This window comes from Bacillus sp. IS1 (assembly GCF_032461585.1).
Classification (GTDB): Bacteria; Bacillota; Bacilli; order Bacillales; family Bacillaceae; genus Bacillus; species Bacillus velezensis.
The window spans coordinates 1-3047 of record NZ_JAWCWR010000017.1; the positions used below are offsets into that span (position 1 = coordinate 1).

At 52.9% G+C, this 3047-nt stretch carries 1 rRNA gene; it reads left to right on the plus strand.

What is annotated here, in order from left to right:
- The first annotated feature begins 79 nt into the window (after nt 1-79).
- Nucleotides 80-3009 (plus strand): 23S ribosomal RNA (locus RUW00_RS22700).
- The last annotated feature ends 38 nt before the right edge of the window (nt 3010-3047 follow it).

Below are 3047 nucleotides of genomic sequence, written 5' to 3' on the forward strand. Positions count from 1 at the left end.
TGTTCTTTGAAAACTAGATAACAGAAGTAATTCACATTCAATTAGTAATGCAAGATATCACGTAGTGATTCTTTTTAACGGTTAAGTTAGAAAGGGCGCACGGTGGATGCCTTGGCACTAGGAGCCGATGAAGGACGGGACGAACACCGATATGCTTCGGGGAGCTGTAAGCAAGCTTTGATCCGGAGATTTCCGAATGGGGAAACCCACCACTCGTAATGGAGTGGTATCCATATCTGAATACATAGGATATGAGAAGGCAGACCCGGGGAACTGAAACATCTAAGTACCCGGAGGAAGAGAAAGCAAATGCGATTCCCTGAGTAGCGGCGAGCGAAACGGGACCAGCCCAAACCAAGAGGCTTGCCTCTTGGGGTTGTAGGACACTCTGTACGGAGTTACAAAGGAACGAGGTAGATGAAGAGGTCTGGAAAGGCCCGCCATAGGAGGTAACAGCCCTGTAGTCAAAACTTCGTTCTCTCCTGAGTGGATCCTGAGTACGGCGGAACACGTGAAATTCCGTCGGAATCCGGGAGGACCATCTCCCAAGGCTAAATACTCCCTAGTGACCGATAGTGAACCAGTACCGTGAGGGAAAGGTGAAAAGCACCCCGGAAGGGGAGTGAAAGAGATCCTGAAACCGTGTGCCTACAAGTAGTCAGAGCCCGTTAACGGGTGATGGCGTGCCTTTTGTAGAATGAACCGGCGAGTTACGATCCCGTGCAAGGTTAAGCAGAAGATGCGGAGCCGCAGCGAAAGCGAGTCTGAATAGGGCGAATTGAGTACGTGGTCGTAGACCCGAAACCAGGTGATCTACCCATGTCCAGGGTGAAGTTCAGGTAACACTGAATGGAGGCCCGAACCCACGCACGTTGAAAAGTGCGGGGATGAGGTGTGGGTAGGGGTGAAATGCCAATCGAACCTGGAGATAGCTGGTTCTCTCCGAAATAGCTTTAGGGCTAGCCTCAAGGTAAGAGTCTCGGAGGTAGAGCACTGATTGGACTAGGGGCCCCTACCGGGTTACCGAATTCAGTCAAACTCCGAATGCCGATGACTTATCCTTGGGAGTCAGACTGCGAGTGATAAGATCCGTAGTCGAAAGGGAAACAGCCCAGACCGCCAGCTAAGGTCCCAAAGTATACGTTAAGTGGAAAAGGATGTGGAGTTGCTTAGACAACCAGGATGTTGGCTTAGAAGCAGCCACCATTTAAAGAGTGCGTAATAGCTCACTGGTCGAGTGACTCTGCGCCGAAAATGTACCGGGGCTAAACGTATCACCGAAGCTGCGGACTGTTCTTCGAACAGTGGTAGGAGAGCGTTCTAAGGGCTGTGAAGCAAGACCGGAAGGACTTGTGGAGCGCTTAGAAGTGAGAATGCCGGTATGAGTAGCGAAAGAGGGGTGAGAATCCCCTCCACCGAATGCCTAAGGTTTCCTGAGGAAGGCTCGTCCGCTCAGGGTTAGTCGGGACCTAAGCCGAGGCCGAAAGGCGTAGGCGATGGATAACAGGTTGATATTCCTGTACCACCTCCTCACCATTTGAGCAATGGGGGGACGCAGGAGGATAGGGTAAGCGCGGTATTGGATATCCGCGTCCAAGCAGTTAGGCTGGGAAATAGGCAAATCCGTTTCCCGTGAAGGCTGAGCTGTGATGGCGAGCGAATTATAGTAGCGAAGTTCCTGATTCCACACTGCCAAGAAAAGCCTCTAGCGAGGTGAGAGGTGCCCGTACCGCAAACCGACACAGGTAGGCGAGGAGAGAATCCTAAGGTGATCGAGAGAACTCTCGTTAAGGAACTCGGCAAAATGACCCCGTAACTTCGGGAGAAGGGGTGCTCTGTTAGGGTGCAAGCCCGAGAGAGCCGCAGTGAATAGGCCCAGGCGACTGTTTAGCAAAAACACAGGTCTCTGCGAAGCCGTAAGGCGAAGTATAGGGGCTGACGCCTGCCCGGTGCTGGAAGGTTAAGAGGAGCGCTTAGCGTAAGCGAAGGTGCGAATTGAAGCCCCAGTAAACGGCGGCCGTAACTATAACGGTCCTAAGGTAGCGAAATTCCTTGTCGGGTAAGTTCCGACCCGCACGAAAGGCGCAACGATCTGGGCACTGTCTCAACGAGAGACTCGGTGAAATTATAGTACCTGTGAAGATGCAGGTTACCCGCGACAGGACGGAAAGACCCCGTGGAGCTTTACTGCAGCCTGATATTGAATGTTGGTACAGCTTGTACAGGATAGGTAGGAGCCTTGGAAACCGGAGCGCCAGCTTCGGTGGAGGCATCGGTGGGATACTACCCTGGCTGTATTGACCTTCTAACCCGCCGCCCTTATCGGGCGGGGAGACAGTGTCAGGTGGGCAGTTTGACTGGGGCGGTCGCCTCCTAAAAGGTAACGGAGGCGCCCAAAGGTTCCCTCAGAATGGTTGGAAATCATTCGCAGAGTGTAAAGGCACAAGGGAGCTTGACTGCGAGACCTACAAGTCGAGCAGGGACGAAAGTCGGGCTTAGTGATCCGGTGGTTCCGCATGGAAGGGCCATCGCTCAACGGATAAAAGCTACCCCGGGGATAACAGGCTTATCTCCCCCAAGAGTCCACATCGACGGGGAGGTTTGGCACCTCGATGTCGGCTCATCGCATCCTGGGGCTGTAGTCGGTCCCAAGGGTTGGGCTGTTCGCCCATTAAAGCGGTACGCGAGCTGGGTTCAGAACGTCGTGAGACAGTTCGGTCCCTATCCGTCGCGGGCGCAGGAAATTTGAGAGGAGCTGTCCTTAGTACGAGAGGACCGGGATGGACGCACCGCTGGTGTACCAGTTGTTCTGCCAAGGGCATCGCTGGGTAGCTATGTGCGGACGGGATAAGTGCTGAAAGCATCTAAGCATGAAGCCCCCCTCAAGATGAGATTTCCCATTCCGCAAGGAAGTAAGATCCCTGAAAGATGATCAGGTTGATAGGTCTGAGGTGGAAGTGTGGCGACACATGGAGCTGACAGATACTAATCGATCGAGGACTTAACCAATTTGAATGTATGCTTACTGTTATCTAGTTTTGAGAGAA